The sequence below is a fragment of the Mesorhizobium sp. WSM4817 genome (assembly GCF_055811135.1).
On sequence record NZ_JBVVQQ010000003.1, the window covers coordinates 360,992 to 378,744 of the forward strand.

Below are 17,753 nucleotides of genomic sequence, written 5' to 3' on the forward strand. Positions count from 1 at the left end.
TCAATCAGTCGCCTGCTTGGCAGCGGCTCCCGCCAGCTGCGACAGGTTTTCGGCCGCTGCCAGCAACAGTTCTATGGTCCTCGTAATGTCGGGCGCCCTAGGCGCGTTGATCAGGGTTATGTAAGGGATCGACAGCGCGGCGATCGCCCTGCCGTCCGAGCCAAGCACAGGCGCCGACAGGTTGAATACACCGGCGGTCTGCATCGATGCCATCATTTCATAGCCGCGTTGCCGGATCTGGTCGAGACGGGCAAAGAAGTCCGGCGATTGAGGCGGCTTGTGGGCGCTGCGCAGATGTTCGGAGATCATCATCCGCCGCTCTTCCGGCGAGCGGAACGCCAGCAGCACATGCCCGGAGCCGGTGTCGAACAGGCTGACATGCGCGCCGACCCGAATCGAGATGCCCCAATAGTCCGGCGCCTCCTGCTGGGCGATCACCACGGCGGAGCCGCGGTCGAAGACGACAAGCTGGTTTGCCTGCTGCGAGGCCTCGGCAAGCTCGCGCATCAGCGGCGTCGCATAGGAAACCAGCCGCCGCACCGGCGCGTGCAGATGCGCCAGGCCAAACAGCTTGAGCGTCAGCGAGTAACGGTCGCCGTCCGGCCGCGTGACGTAGCCGCGCCGCACCAGCCGATCCAGCATGCGGTAGAACTCGTTGGGGCTGCGGTCGAGCTTTTTCGCGATTTCCGCCTGCGTCAGGCCGCCATCGACGCCGGCCAGAAGCTCCAGGATGTCGAGACCTTTGTCGAGCGCAGGCGCGCGATATCGGTCATCGTCCTCGTCCTCCGCCATAGTCACTCCCCGTGGTCAGCATCCGAAAGGACCATCGGCTTGGTGATTGTGTAAATTATTTGTTTGTATGTAAATAGTGGGCAGATCACCGCCGGTGCAACGCAACGCATCGCGGCATTCATAACGACGATAGTGAAACAGGAGCCGGACATGCAGCGGATGGCAATGGTGCTCGGCCTCAAGCCGGAAAAGGTCACCGAATATGTGCGGCTTCACGCAGCCGTCTGGCCTGAAGTGTTGGCGATGATTTCCGCCTGCAACATCAGGAACTATTCGATCTACCTCAAGGAGCCGGAGCACCTCTTGTTCAGCACTTTCGAGTATCACGGCACCGACTATGCCGCCGACATGGCGAAGATGGCCGCCGATCCCAAGACGCAGGAATGGTGGGCGCTGTGCATGCCTTGCCAGGAGCCGCTGCCGACCCGCAAGGAGGGCGAATGGTGGGCATCGATGGACGAAGTCTTCCATCATGACTGATGGCGTTTTCGACCCAGCCTGGCTCTCCCAGTCCTGGGCGAAGCCATCGAAGCCGCGGCCGATCGTGATTTTCGGCGCCGGCTCGATCGTCGGCGACGCGCATTTCCCGGCCTATCGGAAAGCCGGCTTTCCGGTCGACGGGCTTTTTGATCCCGACCACGCCAAGGCGGAAAAACTCGCGGCCAACTGGGGCGTCACCGCTTACCGGTCGATCGAGGAGGCTACGTCAATCGACGGCGTCATCTTCGACCTGGCGACGCCGCCGGCTGATCATGCCGGCGTGCTCAGGGCGTTGCCCGACGGCGCCGTAGCGCTGATCCAGAAGCCGATGGGCAGCGACCTCACCGAGGCGAGCGAGATCCTCGAAATCTGCCGCGCCAAGAAGCTGAAGGCGGCGGTGAATTTCCAGCTCCGCTTCGCGCCGATGATGCTGGCGCTGAAGGGTGCGATCGCCAGGGGCTGGCTGGGCGACGTGGTCGACTTCGACGCCTGGCTGGCGCTGGCGACACCCTGGCAGCTCTGGGAGTTCCTGCTGAAGGCGCCGCGCGTCGAGATCGCCATGCACTCGATCCATTATCTCGACCTGATCCGGCAATTGCTCGGCGACCCCAGGGGCGTTCACGCCAGGACGCTCGGTCATCCCGGTCACAAGGTTGCGCAAACCCGCACCAGCGCGATCCTCGACTATGGCGACACAGTGCGCTGTGCGCTGTCGATCAATCATGATCATAAATTTGGCCGAAAACACCAGGCCTGCGAGTTCCGCATCTGCGGCACCGAGGGCGCCGCCTATCTCAAACTCGGCCTCAATCTCGACTATCCGCGCGGCGAGCCTGACATTCTTGAAATCTATCCGAAGGGCGGCTCCGGCTGGGTCACGGTGCCACTCGTCGGCGAATGGTTTCCGGACGCCTTCGTCGGTCGCATGGCCAATGTCCAGCGCTACGCTTGCGAGGAAGACGCCGAGCTTGTCAGTTCCGTCGAGGACGCCTGGAGCACCATGGCGCTGGTCGAGGCCGCCTACCAATCGAGCGCGGCGCCGGCAACACCGATCGCGGCGAGGCCCTGACATGGAGCAGACGATCTATTTCGAGGATTACCAGATCGGCTCGTCGCGCATGACCAGCGGACGCACCGTCACCGAGACCGACTTCGTCGTGCATGCCGGCCATACCGGCGATTTCTTTCCCCACCACATGGACGCCGAGTTCATGAAGACGACGCCGTTCGGCCAGCGCATCGCGCATGGCACGCTGGTCTTCTCGGTCGGCGTCGGACTGACGGCAAGCGTCATCAACCCGGTCGCGTTCTCCTATGGCTATGACAGGTTGCGCTTCATAAAGCCGGTGTTCATCGGCGATACGATCAAGACCCGCACCACCATCTCGGCCAAGCAAGACGACCCAAAGCGGCCAGAGTCGGGTCGCGTCATCGAGCGCTGCGAGGTGATCAACCAGCATGGCGATGTGGTCCTGGCTGCCGACCACATCTACATCGTCGCGCGTCGCGACAAGCCAACAGCGCTTAAGGGCTCCAGCGGATTCGGTCCGCCGCATTGATGACCGCTCCCGGCGGACGGTTCGTCAAAGCGGAAAGCGCGCCCGCGAGGGCCGCTTCGGTTACTTGCCCGTCGGGTCGACCGGGGTTTCGGAGCCTCGCCTGGGTCGGCGGATGGCCCTCACCTTGCCGCTGTTTCCACCGCCGCAGAAGAACTGATCGCCACCATCGGACTCGAGCCCCGACACGCCTGTTCCAGGCGGCATATCAAGCTTCTCCAGGACCTTTCCGGTTTCAGGATCTATCCGCCTGACGTCGCTCTCGTCACCTTCCCAGGTGCCGTGCCAGAGTTCGCCGTCGATCCAGGTGACCCCTGTGACGATACGGTTGGAATCGATCGTGCGAAGTACTGCCCCTGTCTGGGGATCGATCTGATGGATTTTGCGACCGCGATTCTGCCCCACCCAAAGCGAGCCTTCGGCCCAGGCAAGTCCGGAGTCGCCGCCGCCACCTGGCGCCGGAATCGTGGCGAGCACGCGGCCAGTGTTGGGATCGATCTTCTGAATGCGATCTTCGGCGATCTGGAACAGGTGCTGGCCGTCGAAGGCCGTTCCTGCGTGCGCGGCGACATCGATCGCGCGCACCACCTTGCCGCTCGCAGGGTCCAGGGCGTTCAGTCTGTCTCCTGACGCAAACCAGACGTGCTGACCGTCGAACGTAACCCCAGCCACCTGGTCGACATCCGGAAAGGGTCCATATTCGCGGAGGACTTCGGCTGCAGATCGTTTCATGCTTCTATCCTAGTAGCCCGACAGCGAGCCGGGGAGTAACAAGATTGTCGGGAATCCCGGCACGGGCGGGGTCATCCAACGACGCGCTCGCCCGCGGCCGAACGACTGCACCTTGCCTGCTGCCGCAAGCTGCTCGAGCGAGCGCTGCACGGTGCGCGAGCTGGCTCCGAGCGCAATTGCGAGCGCCGAGCTCGACCACGACTCGCCGTCGGCGAGGAAGGCGAGCACCGCTGCATGCGGCTCGTCGGCGGGCGGCGCCAGCACCACGACATCGCGTGGGCGGCGCGGCTTAAGCGCAAAGCCTCGCTTGGTCGCGCTCACATCCGCCAGTGACCGCAACTCCACCCGAAGCCGACCGACTTCGACCCGCAACCGGGCGCGATGCGATTCATCGGCGTGCTTGCCGCCGAAGGCGCATGCGACGAGCGTGCTCCGCGGCACGTCTGCGGGCCAGGCTTCGCCCAGCGCTCGCGCAAGCGCGAACAGGACCGGGCGCGTCGCCAGCGAGACGATCATGCCGGCGTCCCGCACGATATTGCGGCAGGCGTCGACGACGAGTGCCCCCGACGCCAGCAGCGCTTCGACCTCCTCGAGCAGGAGCGGGCGCTCAACCCCGCGCGCGATCAGGCGCGCCGCGGGCGTGTTCATCACCAGGGATGCGCCTTCAACCTCGGCCGTCAGCGCTGGAATGTCCGCCTGGCCCGCCGCGTGCGCGGCCCGCCCGAGCGCAGCGCGCGCCGCCTTGGTGCGGAGGCGGCGTATCGCGATCCCCGCAATCACCAGCTCGTGGGCGGCCCTCGACGCGGGTGGGAGCGTTGTCGGGTCGAAGCCAGCCAGCCTGCCCTCCGCCTCATCGAGGCGTCCGATCAGGAGCAGGCGCCGCGCTTCGAGATTGCGCGCATGCGCGGCATTGACGTGGTCGCCGTGTTTTTCAAGCGTCGACCGCGCGGCGTCGAGTGCCTTCGCCGGCCAGCCGAGGTCGCGCGAGACGAGCGCGATCTCGGCTTCGGCGACGACGCACCTCGCGCGTGCCACCGCCTCTCTCGGACCGAAGGCGCGCGCAGCACTTTTGAGAAGAGCCTTTGCTCGGACGAGATCGCCGAGCTGCGCCATCGCGATGCCGCGCAGCGCAAGCGCGGGCGCATCCTCACGCAGGGCGACCCGCTTCAAAGCGCCAAGAGGATCACCCGTCGCAAGGGCGCGCGCCGCAGCGGTGATCAGCGAGTCCATCGGAATCCCGTCACACTTGTCACTCTCACCTTTCGATGTCCGCTCCTAATCTATCTCAGCACCAACAGCCAGCGCGCCGTGTCGAAAAGGGATGACATCTCGATGACACTCCACCCCGACCAGAAGATGCCGCCCGAAGGCAGCGGATCTGCCGATTTCCCAACCGACTCTGTCGCCGCCCGTGGCGCGGCCGACTGGCTATCGCTGGCGGCCGCGCCCACCTTCGCAATCATGGCGCTGCTGACGGCCGTTACCGGTGATGCCGACATGATCTGCGCGGCGCAAGATGCGTCGCCGCTGAACGAAATGCCGATGATGTACTTGCTGATGAGCGCCTTCCATTTTGCGCCCTGGCTGAAGCTGGTCGCCGGCCGACGAATCGGTGCCCACCGGTCGTGACCCGGGCGTGCGCCAGGTCAAACGTGAATTACAGAGTTCCGCCGGATAGGTTGACCTCGCCTGCATGACGCATCATGCGGCGAAAGCTCATCGAGATATGGGCTCGCCTGATGTGCCCGATCGACTCCCAGTCGCCAATCTCGGCGGCGGCAAGCACCTCTTCCATTTCGCGGCGGAACGCAGTGAACTCCTCGACCAGGCCCAACTGCGGCATCATCTTCAGGACGACGCGCGCGACCTGAAAATACAGGCGCTCGCTGATCTCGCGCAGCGGCTGGTTGCCGGTCATCGCGGTGAGCTCGTAGAAAAAATCCATGTTGAGGCGCAGGAAAGCGCGCTGGTCGGGATTGAGCACATCGGAATCGCAGCGCGCGATGAGTGCCCTTATCCGGTCGAGGTCGTCCGCCGTGCGCGGGATCGGTGAAAGCTTGCCGACGAGGAGCGCCAGCTCCAGGCGCAAGTGATAGACCTGCTGCAATTCCTCGATGTCGACATCGGTGACGATCGTGCCGACGCCATGGACGGACTGAACCAGACCCTCGGATTCGAGGCGCGCCAGGACACGGCGAACCGGCGTGCGGCTGATCTGGAATTCCTGGGCAAGCTCTTCCTCGGAGAGATGGCTGCCGGGCGCATAGTCGAGCAGGCAGATGCGGTCGCGCAGTATCCGGTAGATACGCTCGAACCGCTCCCGCGCCGAGAGCGGGCGCGGCGGTGCGGCGGTCACGGCCAGGGGCGTGGCAGTCGTCTCAAGCGTCATCCAGCCTCCAGGACAGCGTGCAGGAACTGCCGCGTCCGCTCGTTCTTGGGGGCGCCGAACAACTCGTTTGGCGGCCCCTGCTCGCAGATCTTGCCGGCATGGAAAAAGCAAACGCGATCGGAGAATTCCTTGGCAAATCCCATCTGGTGGGTGACCATTAGCATGGTGAGGTCATGTTCCCTGCCGAGTTTTCGGATGACTTCAAGCACCTCGCCGACGAGTTCGGGGTCGAGTGCCGAGGTCACCTCGTCGAACAGCATGATCTTGGGCCGCATGGCGCAAGCGCGGGCGATGGCGACACGCTGCTGCTGGCCGCCGGAAAGCTGCGAGGGATAGTGGTCCTTCTTCTCCGACAGGCCGACCATGTCGAGCAGCTCGGCCGCACGCGCCTCGGCATCGGCCCGCTTCATGCCGAGCACGGTTATCGGCGCCTCGATGCAGTTCTGCATCGCCGTCATGTGCGGGAATAGGTTGAACGACTGGAACACCATGCCGATCTTGGCGCGGATCTTGCGGATGTGCGCGAGATCGGCGGGAACAAGCTTGCCGTTCCTCTCCATGTGGGTGAGCGGCTCGCCTTCGACCCAGATGACGCCGTCATTGATCGTCTCCAGCGTCATCAGCATGCGCAGCACCGTGGTCTTGCCGGAGCCGGACGGCCCGATGATCGAGACCTTCTCGCCGCGTGCTATGTCCAGATTGAGCCCGTCGAGAACGGTCAGCGCGCCGTAGCGTTTCGAAACATTGTCGAAGCGGACCATCGGTTGTTCCGTCATCGCATGGTCCTCCGGTTGAGCAAGCCTTCGAGGGAGCGAATGAGCGCGGCAGAAACCAGGCTCATGGCAAGGAAGAACAGGCCGACCAGCGTCATCGGCTCAGTGTAGCGGAAGGTTTCGGAGCCGATGATCTTGGCGGTCTGCATCAGCTCCAGCACGGCGATTGCGGAAAGCAATGGCGTCTCCTTGAACAAGGCAACCAGATAGTTGCCGAGCGCCGGAACGATCGGCGGGATCGCCTGCGGAATGATGATGTCGCGGAACGTCGTCCAGGCTGACAGATTGAGGGCGACCGAGGCTTCCCACTGGCCGCGATGGATGTTGTCGAAACCGGCTCGATAGACCTCCGAACAATAGGCAGCGTAGTGGATGCCGATGGCAAGCACCCCGGCGGTGAAGGCGTCGAGCACGACACCGAATTTCGGAAAGACGAAGTAGAGAAAGAATATCTGGATCAGCAACGGGGTCGACCGGATCAGTTCGACCAGCACCGAAATCGTCCAGCCGGTCCACGGCACGGCGATGCGGACGACCGCCAGCACCAGGCCAAGCGAGGCGGCAAGCGCAAACCCGATCAGCGTCGCCTCGATGGAAACGATGGCAGCGCTGGCGAGCACCGGCAGGATTTCAAAAGCAAATGCCCAGTCCCAGATCATGCTGCCTTCCCCCGCGCCAATCCGAGCGAAGCCCGCCTTTCGAGCAGCCGCATGCCGATGGTCACAACCAGCGACATTGCCAGGTACATCAGCAGGACGAGGGTGAAGATCGGAATGGTCTTGAACGTGTTCTGGTTCATTTGCTGCGCCTTGAAGGCGAGGTCCGAGAGCGTGATCAGCGAGACCAGCGCTGTCGATTTCAAAAGCTCGATGAACAGATTGCCCCAAGGCGGGATCATGGCGACGAAAGCCTGCGGCAGGATGATCCGGCGCAGCATCTGGGGGCGGCTCATGTTCAATGCGGTAGATGCCTCCCACTGTCCGCGGGCGACGGACTGGATCGCGCCGCGCACGACTTCTGATCCGTAAGCACCGACGTTCAGGCCGAGCGCCAGGACAGCAACCAGGAATGCGTTGAGCGTGACACCGAATTGCGGCAGCACGAAAAACAGCCAAAACAATTGCACCAGCGCCGAGGTGCCGCGGAAGATCTCGACATAGACCGTGGCCAGCCATTTGAGCGGCGCCGGGCCATACATCCTTGCCAGCGCCGCCAGCACGCCCATGACAATTGCCAGCAGGCTGCCGAGGATAGCGATCTCGATCGTCAGGACCGCGCCTTGCAGCAGCCCCGGCATAAACACTTTGTAAGATTCCTGTGTTGCCAAGGCACCGATCACGACAAGCGCGACGACCAGCATGGCAACGAGCGTACGGATTCCCATGCGGATTCCCCCAGGAAAAAAGGGGCGGCGCTTTCGCGCCGCCAGCAGTTGGGAACCTATTTGCCCGCGCAAAGCTCCGCGGTGGTCTTGTTGGGGAGGTAGTCCTTGCCGAAGCCGAGCGGCTCGACCAGCGCGATGTGCTCCGGCGAACCGAGGAACGTCTTCAGCTCGGCGTTGAACGCCTCCTGTAGATCGGTATCTTCCTTGCGGAAGCCGAAGCCGCCATGGCCTTTCACCGACTTGCCGGCAACCTCGCCGAACGGCTTGGTCGATTCGACGCCGTCGGCCTTCTTGGCCATGTCGGCGATCGAAAGAGCGGTTAGTGCGGCAGCGTCGGCACGGCCCGACTGGACGGCGGCGACCAGACTGGACTGGTCGGGCAAGGCAACGATCTGCCCTGCGGCGACACCAGCGTCCTTGGCATAGCCGCCCTCGACGGCGCCGGCCATCACGGCGAGCTTGAGATCCGGGTTTTCCTTGATGCTGGAAAAGTCCTTCACGCCCTTTGGATTGCCTTTTGCCACCAGCATCGCCTGACCGATGCCGTAGGACGGCTCGGAGAAATTGATCTCGGCACAGCGCTTCGGATTGATGAACATGCCGGCGGCGATGATATCGAAGCGGCCGGCCTTGAGACCTGGGATAAGCGAGCCGAATTCGGTCAGCACGCCGTCAACCTGCGCGATCCCCATCTTGGCGAGCACCGCCTTGGCAACTTCCGGCGCTTCGCCGGTCAGCTTGCCGTCAGGCGTGGCGTAACCGAACGGCGCCTCGTTGGCAAAGCCGACGCGGATATAGCCGTCCTTCTTGGCCTGTTCGAGGGTGGTTTCCGCATAAGCGGGCAGCGCCGTGAATGATGTCGCGGCAAGCGCGAGGCAGGCGGCGGCTTTCACGACCATCCGGCGCGATATCGATGATTTGAACATGCTTTTCTCCCATTGAACAACTGACTGATATTCCCGGGCGCGGCCTTCTTCGAGGTCGACACCTACCTATCAAGACGTATACAACTGCCCTAGACATTGTGCAAGCTAAGATATAAAAACTACAGAAATCTGGTAATAATTCGTAATCGGACCACACATTATTGCCAGTTGTGCACAATTTAAGAAAAAACCAGCGTACTGGCAGGTGGGATTTCGGTGGCGAGCGCGAGCGGTTTCGGGACTTTCACGCAAGCGGAGTATGCGCAGCGCCTGGCCGGCGTGAAGTCACGCATGGAGAAGGCCGGCTTCGACCTCATCATCTGTCAGGACCCAGCTAATATGTGCTGGCTGACCGGCTATGACGGATGGTCGTTCTATGTTCCGCAATGCGTGCTCGTCCATCTCAGGGAAGACCGGCCGATCTGGTTCGGCAGGGCGCAGGACGCCAGGAGCGCACGCCTGACCACCGGCCTGCCGGAGAAGAACATCGTGCCGTTCTCGGAACGGCTGGTGCAGCAGCCTGTCGAACACCCCTATGACGAACTCGCCCAGCTGATCCGGTCGCGTGGCTGGGGAAACGCCCGCATCGGCGTCGAGATGGACGCGCATTATTACACCGCGCGCTGCCATGCCCATCTCGTCAGCGGGCTGCCTGACGCGCACTTCGCCAACAACCACGATCTCGTCAACTGGGCGCGGCTGGTCAAATCCGAAGCCGAGCTGGCGCTGATCCGCGAGGCCGGTGCGATCTGCACGCACGCCATGAAACGCGGCATCGAAAAAATGCGGCCCGGCGTGCCGCAGAACCATGTCATTGCGGAAATCTATCAGGCACAGATCATGGGCGTGCCCGGAGCGGGCGGCGACTATGCCTCGATCTGTCCGCTGATGCCCGTCGGCGAGGGCACCAGCACGCCGCATCTGACCTGGTCCGACGCGCCGCTGCCGGACAACGGCCTCGCCATTCTGGAGATCGCCGGGGTGCGGCGGCGCTATCATGCGGCGCTGACGCGGACCGTGCATTTCGGCAAGCCGCCGCAAGCCCTCGTCGACATGGCCGAGGCGATTGTCGAGGGCGTCGACGCCGGCCTTGAGAAGGCGCGCCCCGGCTACACCGCCGAAGAGGTGGAAGCCGCCTGGCAGGCAGTGTTGAGGAAGAACGGGCTGAAGAAGGAGAGCCGCGTCGGCTATCCGGTCGGGCTCGCCTACCCGCCCGATTGGGGCGAACGCACCGCAAGTCTTCGTCCCGGCGACACCACCGAGATGCAGTCCGGGATGTGCTTCCATTTCATGGCCGGCGTTTGGCTCGACGATTTCGGCATCGCCATCTCGGAATCCTTCGTCGTCACGGATCGCGGGGGCGAACGCCTCTGCGACCTGGCGCGCGAACTCATCGTCATCGACTGAGCATGGGGACTGGAAGCCGGTCACCGACGAAAGATCATGCCGGCAACGAAACCGGTAACCAGCACGAGGACGCCTGATGGACCGTAATCCGTTTTCCGAGGCCGAAATCGCCGACCGCCTTGTCAGGGTCCGCACGGCGCTGGCTGAGCGCGAGCTCGACGCGGCGGTCTTTGCTTCGCCGGAGAACGTCTTCTATCTCACAGGGCTCGATCACTGGGGATATTTCGCCCCACACCTGCTGATCGTGCCGCTCGAAGGGAAACCTGTTCTGGTCACCCGCTCGATGGAAAGGGTGACGATCGAAAAACAGGTGACGGCAGCGGAATTCCGCGGCCATTCCGACAGCGAAACGGCGGCCGACCTTGCCGCGCGGCTGCTTGCGGAGCTCAGCCTGTCCGGCAAGCGGATCGGCCTCGAATACTGGACGGCTGGCCTCAGCCATGGGCTTGCCGTCGCACTCCAGACGCAGGCCGATGCCAGATGGAGCGATGTTTCCGGGCTGGTCGACAGGATGCGGCGAGTGAAGAGCGCCGAGGAACAGGCACTGATGCGTCAGGCGGCACAAGTGACCGACGCCGCCGCCGGCGCCGCGATCGCCGCGATCTCGGACGGTGTCTCCGAACAGGAGGTCGCAGCCCAGTGCGTTGCGGCGATGATCCGCGCCGGCGGTCATGCTCCGGGCTTCGGCCCGTTCATCCGCCCCGCCGCGCGCCTGGGCGAAGAGCATACGACCTGGGGCGACGGGATCTACCGCAAGGGCGAGCCGGTCTTCATCGAACTGTCCGGCTGCATCTCGCGTTATCACGCGCCGCTCGGCCGGCTCGTTCGCATCGGCCATATCAGCGACGAAGACGCCGCGATGGCGGAGGTGACCGCCAGGGCGTTCGATGCCGTCGTCGAGGCACTCAGGCCCGGCGCCAGGGCGCGCGACGTCTACGCCGCCTGGCAGACCGTCGCCGACGAGGCCGGTCTTTCCCATTATCGCCGCCATCACTGCGGCTACCTTGTCGGCGCCGGACAGCCGCCATCATGGACCGGCGGCAATTCGGTGACCGGCTTGAGGCACGATTCCGATCTCGAAATCGAGACCGGGATGAGCTTCCACATCCTGTCGTGGCTGATGGGCACCGGCCGCGGCGATGACTTCGTCTCCAACACCGTGCTTCTGACCGATGGGGGCGCCGAAGTGCTTACCCGCACGCCGGCCGGCCCGATCGTTCGATAGGCCGCAGGCATGGCGCGCTACTCGGCATTTTCGATTTTCCGCAACGCGCTGTCTGGCCAGAAGAACTGGCAGCGCGCCTGGCGGGCAGCGGAGCCAAAACCGTCCTACGACGTGATCGTCATCGGCGGCGGTGGACACGGCCTCGCTACCGCCTTCTACCTCGCCGAGAACCACGGCATCCGCAACGTCGCGGTGCTCGAAAAGGGCTATGTCGGCGGCGGCAATATCGGCCGCAACACCACCGTCATCCGCTCCAACTACCTGCTCGACGGCAACACCCAGTTCTACGAATTCTCGATGAAACTCTGGGAGAACATGTCGCGGGCGCTGAATTTCAACGTCATGTTCTCGCAGCGCGGCCAGTTCGTCACCGTGCATTCCGCCGACCAGCTCGACGGCTTCAGCCACCGCGCCAACATCATGCGGCTGAACGGCATCGATGCCGATATCCTCAACCGCGACGCGGTGCGCCGTCTCGTGCCCTATCTCGATTTTTCCGACACCGCCCGCTTCCCGATCCATGGCGCCATCTTCCAGGGCCGGGCGGGCACGGCGCGCCACGATGCGGTCGCCTGGGGCTATGCGCGCGCCGCCGACGGCCATGGCGTCGACATTATCCAGAACTGCGAGGTGACAGGCTTCCTCCGCGACGGCGACAGGATCGTCGGCGTCGAAACGACGAAAGGCCGGATCGGCGCCGGCAAGGTCGGCCTCGCTGTTGCCGGTCATACATCCGTGCTCGGCGCCAAGGCCGGCCTGGAACTGCCGATCGAAAGCCACGTCCTGCAGGCCTTTGTCACCGAACCGCTGAAGCCGTTGGTGGACCATGTTGTCGCCTATGGCGCCGATCATTTCTACGTCAGCCAGTCGGACAAGGGCGGGCTGGTCTTCGGCGGCAATCTCGACGGCTACAATTCCTACGCCCAGCGCGGCAATCTGGGCGTCGTGCGCGAAGTGGCGGAGGCGGCGATCGCTCTGATGCCGTGCATTTCGCGCATCCGACTGCTGCGCCATTGGGGCGGCGTCATGGACATGACGCCCGATGCCAGCCCGATCATCTGCCCGACACCGATCGAAGGCCTCTATCTCAACGGCGGCTGGTGCTATGGCGGCTTCAAGGCGACGCCGGCTTCCGGCTGGTGCTTCGCCCACACGATCGCCACCGGCAAGCCGCATCCGTTGATCGCAGCCTATGGGCTCGATCGTTTCCGCACCGGCTACACGCTCGACGAGGCCGGCGCCGGCCCCTCAGCCTGGCTGCAATAGGAGGCGCAAGACAATGCTGCGCATCGAATGCCCCTGCTGCGGTCCGCGCGACCATGACGAGTTCCGCTACAGCGGCGACGCTTCCGTCACGCGTCCGGCGCACGACGATCCCGATCCCGAGGCCTGGTACCGTTACGTCTATGTCAGGACAAATCCGGCGGGCCTGCACCGCGAGTTCTGGCAGCACGTGACCGGCTGCCGCCAATGGCTGGTGGTCGAACGCGACACGCGCAACCACGCCATTGCATCGGTCGAGCTGGCCAGGAAATTGTCGGCCAGGAAATCACCCGCCAGGAAATCGCCGGCATGAGTTCGAACCACAAGCGGTTGTCGATGGGTGGCCGTATCGACCGCGAGCAGCCGGTCGAGTTTACCTTCGACGGCCGCGAACTGGCTGGATATCGCGGCGACACGCTTGCCTCCGCGCTGCTCGCCAACGGCGTCACCCTGGTCGGGCGCAGCTTCAAATATCATCGTCCGCGCGGCATTTTTTCCGCCGGACCCGAGGAACCGAACGCGCTGGTCACGCTCGCAACCGCAGGCAGGCGCCAGCCGAACCTGCCGGCAACGACGCTGGAACTCGGAGACGGCCTAATCGCTGAAAGCCAGAACCGCTGGCCGTCGCTTGCCTTTGATGTGCAAAGCACCAACGGCCTGCTGGCGCCGTTCCTTTCGGCCGGCTTCTACTACAAGACCTTCATGGGCCCGACGCGCCGCGCCTGGATGTTCTACGAGCACTTCATCCGCAAGGCGGCCGGGCTCGGCAGAGCCGGCACCGACTCCGACCCCGACCGCTACGACATCAGGCATGCCTTTGCCGATGTCGCAATCATCGGCGGCGGCCCAGCGGGATTGTCGGCGGCGCGTGCTGCCGCAGCGGCCGGCGCGCAGGTGGCGCTGATCGAGCAGGATTTCCTGCTCGGCGGCCAGCTTCTGGCGGAAGCTTCCGACAGCGCTGCGGCCGCATGGCTGAGACAGGCCGAGGCCAAACTGGACGGCTTCAAAACCGTCGCCCTGATGAAGCGGACGACCGTCTTCGGCATCTATGACGGCAATGTCATCGGACTGGTCGGGCAACGCGACCCAGCCAGTCCGCGGCCGGCCGGCGAAGTGCTGCAGACATTGACCATGCTTCGCGCCCGCTCGATCGTTTTCGCCACCGGCGCCATCGAGCGACCAATGGTATTCTCGAACAACGACCGACCCGGCGTGATGCTTGCGTCGGCCGCCCGGACCTACCTCAACCGTTTCGCCGTCCTGCCCGGCAAGAAAATAGTCGTCGCCACCAGCAATGACGGCGCTTGGCGCACCGCCTTCGACTATGCCGCAGGCGGCGCAGAGGTGACGGTTGCCGATCTGCGTGCAGCGCCGTCCACGGCGCTTGCCGCAGAAGCAAAACGGCTCGGCGTAGCGGTGCGAGCCGCAACGCGCATCGTCGACGTGCGCGGCGGCCATGCCGTCAGGCGTGCAACGCTGAGCGGAGCGGACGGCCAGTCCGAGGCCGCATGCGACCTGGTCTGCGTGTCCGGCGGCTGGTCGCCAACCGTGCATCTCACCTCGCACCTGGGCGTCAAACCTGGATATCGCGACGACATTGGCGGCTTCGTGCCGGCCGCGTTTCCGGCGGACCGGTTCGGCGCCGGCTCGATGATGGGAATTTTTTCGACCGCCGATGTCATCGAGAACGGTCATCGCGCCGGCACCGCGGCAGCATCGTTCTGCGGCAAGTCGGCGCCGGTGCCCGCTCCGTCGAAACTCGATCTCAGCGAGACCGCCACGGCCTCGTTTCGCGAAATCTCTTCTCTCGGCCGTGGAAAGGCCTTCGTCGATTTCCAGATGGACGTGACGACCGGGGATATCGAACTCGCCCATCGCGAGGGCTATCAATCGGTCGAGCACCTGAAGCGCTACACCACGCTTGGCATGGGCACCGACCAGGGCAAGACCAGCAATTTTGCGGCGCTTGCCGCGATGGCGGCGCTGCGCAACGCAACCATCCCCGAGACCGGCGCCACGACCTTTCGACCGCCCTATACGCCGGTTGCCATCGGTGCGCTTGCCGGACGCGCCATCGGCCATCATTTCAAGCCGATCCGCCGCACGCCGATGCACGACTGGCATATGGCGAACGGCGCCGAGATGCTGGAGGTCGGGCTCTGGATGCGGCCCTATTTCTACAGGCAATCCGGGCGCGACGTGAACGAAGCCTATGTCGCCGAAATGCGGAGTGTGCGCCAGGCCGCTGGCCTGATGGACATCTCCACTCTCGGCAAGATCGACGTCCAGGGCCCGGATGCCGCGATTTTCCTCGATCGCATCTACGCCAACGGCTTTGCCAAACTGCCGGTTGGCCGTGCGCGCTACGGCGTCATGCTGCGCGACGACGGCATCGTCTTCGACGACGGCACCACGACGCGGCTGGCCGAGAACCGGTTCTTCATGACCACCTCGACCGCCAAGGCCGCCGACGTGCTGTCGCGTCTTGAATTCCTGCTCGATACGGCCTGGCCGGATTTGCGCGTCGCCGTGACCTCGGTGAGCGATGAATGGGCGGCGATGTCGGTTGCCGGACCGAAAAGCCGCGCAATTCTGAGTGCCGCGTTTCCCGCTCTCGACGTTTCCGATGCAGCGCTTGCCCATATGGGATTGCTCGAAAGCGAATGGCAGGGTCGTGCGCTCCGCATCCTGCGCCTCAGTTATTCCGGCGAGCGCGCCTACGAAATCTATGTCGGCGCAACTGCCGGTGAACAGCTTTGGAGCCGCCTGCTCGAAGCAGGCAGGCCGCTCGACCTGAAACCTTACGGCGTCGAGGCGCTCGGCGCGCTGCGCGTCGAAAAGGGCCATGTCGCCGGACCTGAAATCGATGGGCGCACGACGCTCGACGATCTTGGCCTCGGCCGCATGGCGGGCAAGCGTACCGGCTTCGTCGGCGACGTGCTGCGACGGCGCCCCGCCTTCCAGTCGCCCGACCGCCAACGCCTGGTCGGACTGGAGTGCATCGAGGAGGGAAAACGCCTTCGCGGTGGCGCCATCCTGTTTCTGCCGGGCGAGAAACCTTATGGCCACGGGCGCGGGCGCGTCACCTCCGTCACCTTCAGCCCCGAACGCGGCCACTATGTCGGGCTGGCCCTGCTTGCCGGCGATGTCGCCAGCGAAGGAAGCGAGGTCGTGGCAGTCTATCCGATGAAAGCCGAAACGGTCCGTGCCCGCATCGTCTCGCCGGTATTCCTCGATCCGCAGGGGGAGCGACTGCATGGCTAGCCCGGATTTCAGCCTGTCCGTGGTCGATTGCCCACTCATCCAGATCGAGGGCTGGGACGGCACGCTGGCGCAATTCGAATCGAACCTTTCGGCATCACTCGGCACGAAACTTCCCGCCTCGGTCGGAGAGACGGTCCGTCACAAAGGTTTTCTCGTCATCCGCGTCGCGCCTCGCCGCTTGTGGCTGGCTCTCGACGACGGCGCGCAAGCATCTTCGCTTGCAGTCGACCCGGATCTCGGCTGTTCGGTTTCTCTCGGCGAGGGTCGCGTGCGTTTCAGAATGACCGGGGCGGACATCGCAGGAGTGCTCTCCAGATGCATCGCGGTCGACTGGTGCGCGCCGGCGGCCGCCCCGGGCCGCGCCGTGCTGACATCCTTGCACCATGTGCCCGTGCTGTTCCTGCGCACCGGCGATACCGCGTGCGAACTCATCGTGCCGCGAAGTTTTTCGCAAAGCCTCTCAGACTGGATTGCTGACGCCGCGGGGAAAGGGCCAGGCGCGAATGCTCCCGTCAGGAGCCGCTCCACGGTCTTGCCCCTTGGATGATCTCTTGAGCACGTGCGGCAAAGCGACCGGCGAGCGGCGACTTGCTGGCAGCATCGGCCGACGCCGCGCTGCCTGCCCGCGCCCGGTCGGCGATGCCGACGAAGATCACCGCGAAACGGAACAGCGAAAAAACCAGGTGGAACCGTTGCAGGGGCGCAGTGGGCACGGCATGGGCGAAATAATGGTCGAGGAATTCGCGCTGGCTGGGGATGCCGAGGGCGGCATGATCGAGGCCGAGGATGCCGCCATATTCGTCTGGCGTCGAATGCCAGGTCATCGAGCAAAAGCCGACATCGGCGAGCGGATGGCCGATCGTCGACAGCTCCCAATCGAGAATGCCGATCACCTCCGGCCTGCCGGGATGGAACAGCAGATTTCCGAGGCGGAAGTCGCCATGAGCGATCGACACGCGTCCATCATCAGCGGGCATATGCTGCGGCAACCAGTCGGCGACGGCTTCGAGTGCCGGAATTCTGTCACTCGGCGATTCCCTGAGCTGCCGGGTCCAGCGGCCAATCTGGCGCTCGAAATAGTTGCCGGGCCGGCCGTAATCGCCGAGACCGACCGCGTCGGGACGGACAGCATGCAGTTTGGCCATCGCTTCGGCCATGCCGAAATAGATGGCGCATCGCTCCGCGGGGACGAGGCCAGGCAGCGAACAGTCGTGAAAGACACGACCATCCAGCCGCTCCATCAGGTAGAAGGGCGTACCGAGCGGCTCGACACCGTCGTGAAAGAGCACCGGCCCTGGCACCGGAACGTTGGTCGGTGCGAGTGCTTCAAGCACGCGGAATTCTCGATCGATGGCATGCGCCCCACGCAGGATCGGCCCGGCCGGCTTCTTGCGCAGCACCATGCGATGCGCACCATAGTCGACGAAATAGGTCGGGTTGGACTGCCCGCCGCCGATCCGCCCGAGCGCCATTGCGGCATCGCCGAAGCGGTTCGCGAGAAAGCCCTTCAATGCCGCAGGATCGAAATCAGCATTCAACGGCATCTTCTCCTCCTGAGATGC

Annotated in this window: 19 protein-coding genes; 10 read left to right on the forward strand and 9 right to left on the reverse strand. The window is 64.2% G+C overall.

Annotated features, from left to right (window positions below):
* A complete protein-coding gene (locus AC0L2K_RS06565; protein WP_473530918.1) occupies positions 1-792 on the reverse strand; it encodes an IclR family transcriptional regulator in 792 nt (263 codons plus the stop codon).
* A gap of 150 nt (positions 793-942) precedes the next feature.
* Between AC0L2K_RS06565 and AC0L2K_RS06570 the strand changes: the two genes are divergently transcribed.
* Genes AC0L2K_RS06570 through AC0L2K_RS06580 form a run of 3 tightly spaced genes read left to right on the forward strand, consistent with a single transcriptional unit; the run spans position 943 to position 2,831 of the window.
* Positions 943-1,272, forward strand: a complete 330-nt coding sequence (locus AC0L2K_RS06570; protein WP_091597514.1) for an L-rhamnose mutarotase — start codon at positions 943-945, stop codon at positions 1,270-1,272.
* On the forward strand, positions 1,265-2,341 hold the full coding sequence (locus AC0L2K_RS06575; RefSeq protein WP_473530919.1) for a Gfo/Idh/MocA family protein: 1,077 nt from the start codon (positions 1,265-1,267) through the stop codon (positions 2,339-2,341). Before AC0L2K_RS06570 ends, AC0L2K_RS06575 begins: the two co-directional genes overlap by 8 nt.
* Position 2,342: 1 nt before the next feature.
* Positions 2,343-2,831, forward strand: coding sequence for a MaoC/PaaZ C-terminal domain-containing protein (locus AC0L2K_RS06580; RefSeq protein WP_473530920.1), 489 nt, complete (start codon positions 2,343-2,345; stop codon positions 2,829-2,831).
* A 60-nt stretch (positions 2,832-2,891) separates the two neighbouring features.
* Here AC0L2K_RS06580 and AC0L2K_RS06585 read toward each other — a convergent pair whose 3' ends face one another.
* Both AC0L2K_RS06585 and AC0L2K_RS06590 read right to left on the reverse strand, forming a co-directional pair.
* Positions 2,892-3,560 carry a Vgb family protein gene (locus AC0L2K_RS06585; RefSeq protein WP_473530921.1) on the reverse strand — a complete coding sequence of 223 codons (669 nt, stop codon included), beginning with the start codon at positions 3,558-3,560 and terminating at the stop codon, positions 2,892-2,894.
* 9 nt (positions 3,561-3,569) lie between these two features.
* Positions 3,570-4,790: a helix-turn-helix domain-containing protein gene (locus AC0L2K_RS06590; protein WP_473530922.1), complete on the reverse strand. Its 1,221-nt coding sequence runs from the start codon at positions 4,788-4,790 to the stop codon at positions 3,570-3,572.
* 102 nt (positions 4,791-4,892) lie between these two features.
* On the opposite strand from AC0L2K_RS06590, the gene AC0L2K_RS06595 reads away from it, so the two are divergent.
* Positions 4,893-5,189 carry a hypothetical protein gene (locus AC0L2K_RS06595; RefSeq protein ID WP_473530923.1) on the forward strand — a complete coding sequence of 99 codons (297 nt, stop codon included), beginning with the start codon at positions 4,893-4,895 and terminating at the stop codon, positions 5,187-5,189.
* A gap of 28 nt (positions 5,190-5,217) precedes the next feature.
* Here the strand turns inward: AC0L2K_RS06595 and AC0L2K_RS06600 are convergent, their stop codons facing one another.
* The 5 genes from AC0L2K_RS06600 to ehuB are packed head-to-tail and all read right to left on the reverse strand — an operon-like array spanning position 5,218 to position 9,032.
* On the reverse strand, positions 5,218-5,949 hold the full coding sequence (locus tag AC0L2K_RS06600; protein ID WP_128179680.1) for a GntR family transcriptional regulator: 732 nt from the start codon (positions 5,947-5,949) through the stop codon (positions 5,218-5,220).
* Entirely contained in the window at positions 5,946-6,725 is a 780-nt protein-coding gene (ehuA, locus tag AC0L2K_RS06605) for an ectoine/hydroxyectoine ABC transporter ATP-binding protein EhuA (RefSeq protein ID WP_027152502.1), read from the reverse strand. Before ehuA ends, AC0L2K_RS06600 begins: the two co-directional genes overlap by 4 nt.
* Positions 6,722-7,381, reverse strand: coding sequence for an ectoine/hydroxyectoine ABC transporter permease subunit EhuD (gene ehuD, locus AC0L2K_RS06610; protein ID WP_023800464.1), 660 nt, complete (start codon positions 7,379-7,381; stop codon positions 6,722-6,724). The genes ehuA and ehuD overlap by 4 nt, the downstream gene beginning before the upstream one ends.
* On the reverse strand, positions 7,378-8,106 hold the full coding sequence (gene ehuC / locus AC0L2K_RS06615) for an ectoine/hydroxyectoine ABC transporter permease subunit EhuC (RefSeq protein WP_091597301.1): 729 nt from the start codon (positions 8,104-8,106) through the stop codon (positions 7,378-7,380). Before ehuC ends, ehuD begins: the two co-directional genes overlap by 4 nt.
* Before the next feature lie 56 nt (positions 8,107-8,162).
* Positions 8,163-9,032: an ectoine/hydroxyectoine ABC transporter substrate-binding protein EhuB gene (gene ehuB, locus AC0L2K_RS06620; RefSeq protein ID WP_023800462.1), complete on the reverse strand. Its 870-nt coding sequence runs from the start codon at positions 9,030-9,032 to the stop codon at positions 8,163-8,165.
* A gap of 216 nt (positions 9,033-9,248) precedes the next feature.
* Between ehuB and AC0L2K_RS06625 the strand changes: the two genes are divergently transcribed.
* The 6 genes from AC0L2K_RS06625 to AC0L2K_RS06650 all read left to right on the forward strand — a co-directional run bounded on the left by AC0L2K_RS06625 (position 9,249) and on the right by AC0L2K_RS06650 (position 16,738).
* Positions 9,249-10,439 (forward strand): M24 family metallopeptidase, encoded by a 1,191-nt coding sequence (locus tag AC0L2K_RS06625; protein ID WP_473530924.1) that lies wholly within the window; start codon positions 9,249-9,251, stop codon positions 10,437-10,439.
* Between the two features lie 76 nt (positions 10,440-10,515).
* The gene (locus AC0L2K_RS06630) at positions 10,516-11,664 is read left to right on the forward strand and encodes a M24 family metallopeptidase (protein ID WP_473530925.1); all 1,149 of its coding nucleotides are present in this window, start codon (positions 10,516-10,518) and stop codon (positions 11,662-11,664) included.
* Between the two features lie 9 nt (positions 11,665-11,673).
* Positions 11,674-12,930, forward strand: coding sequence for a sarcosine oxidase subunit beta family protein (locus AC0L2K_RS06635; protein WP_473530926.1), 1,257 nt, complete (start codon positions 11,674-11,676; stop codon positions 12,928-12,930).
* 13 nt (positions 12,931-12,943) lie between these two features.
* Positions 12,944-13,240 (forward strand): sarcosine oxidase subunit delta, encoded by a 297-nt coding sequence (locus tag AC0L2K_RS06640; RefSeq protein WP_027152496.1) that lies wholly within the window; start codon positions 12,944-12,946, stop codon positions 13,238-13,240.
* Entirely contained in the window at positions 13,237-16,191 is a 2,955-nt protein-coding gene (locus AC0L2K_RS06645) for a sarcosine oxidase subunit alpha family protein (protein ID WP_473530927.1), read from the forward strand. The genes AC0L2K_RS06640 and AC0L2K_RS06645 overlap by 4 nt, the downstream gene beginning before the upstream one ends.
* Complete coding sequence (locus AC0L2K_RS06650) at positions 16,184-16,738, forward strand: sarcosine oxidase subunit gamma (RefSeq protein WP_473530928.1); 555 nt, start codon at positions 16,184-16,186, stop codon at positions 16,736-16,738. Before AC0L2K_RS06645 ends, AC0L2K_RS06650 begins: the two co-directional genes overlap by 8 nt.
* Here the strand turns inward: AC0L2K_RS06650 and AC0L2K_RS06655 are convergent.
* Positions 16,704-17,735, reverse strand: a complete 1,032-nt coding sequence (locus AC0L2K_RS06655; protein WP_473530929.1) for a phosphotransferase family protein — start codon at positions 17,733-17,735, stop codon at positions 16,704-16,706. The genes AC0L2K_RS06650 and AC0L2K_RS06655 overlap by 35 nt on opposite strands.
* Between the last annotated feature and the right edge of the window lie 18 nt (positions 17,736-17,753).